This window comes from Pseudoflavonifractor sp. MCC625 (genome assembly GCF_018784545.1).
Taxonomy (GTDB): domain Bacteria; phylum Bacillota; class Clostridia; order Oscillospirales; family Oscillospiraceae; genus Pseudoflavonifractor_A; species Pseudoflavonifractor_A gallinarum.
The window spans coordinates 1-202 of the sequence record NZ_WQOJ01000054.1 but is presented as its reverse complement, the minus strand read 5'-3'; the positions used below and the strand labels follow the sequence as shown (position 1 = coordinate 202).

2 tRNA genes are annotated in these 202 nt (G+C 52.0%); both read left to right on the top strand.

From position 1 onward, the window contains the following. The first annotated feature begins 45 nt into the window (after positions 1-45). Positions 46-121, top strand: a tRNA-Lys gene (locus GPK94_RS15815). Positions 122-123: 2 nt separating this feature from the next. Next, positions 124-198, top strand: a tRNA-Glu gene (locus tag GPK94_RS15810). Positions 199-202 lie beyond the last annotated feature (4 nt).

The window sequence follows — 202 nt, the reverse complement described above, 5'->3', positions numbered from 1 at the left end:
AGCACCCCACTTTTTCGGGATACATTCTTTCTCGAAAGAAAGTATGCACCTTTAGCTCAGTTGGTAGAGCAACTGACTCTTAATCAGTGGGTCCCGGGTTCGAATCCCTGAAGGTGCACCAATGGCCCGTTGGTCAAGCGGTTAAGACGGCGGCCTCTCACGCCGCAAACATGGGTTCGATTCCCGTACGGGTCACCAATTT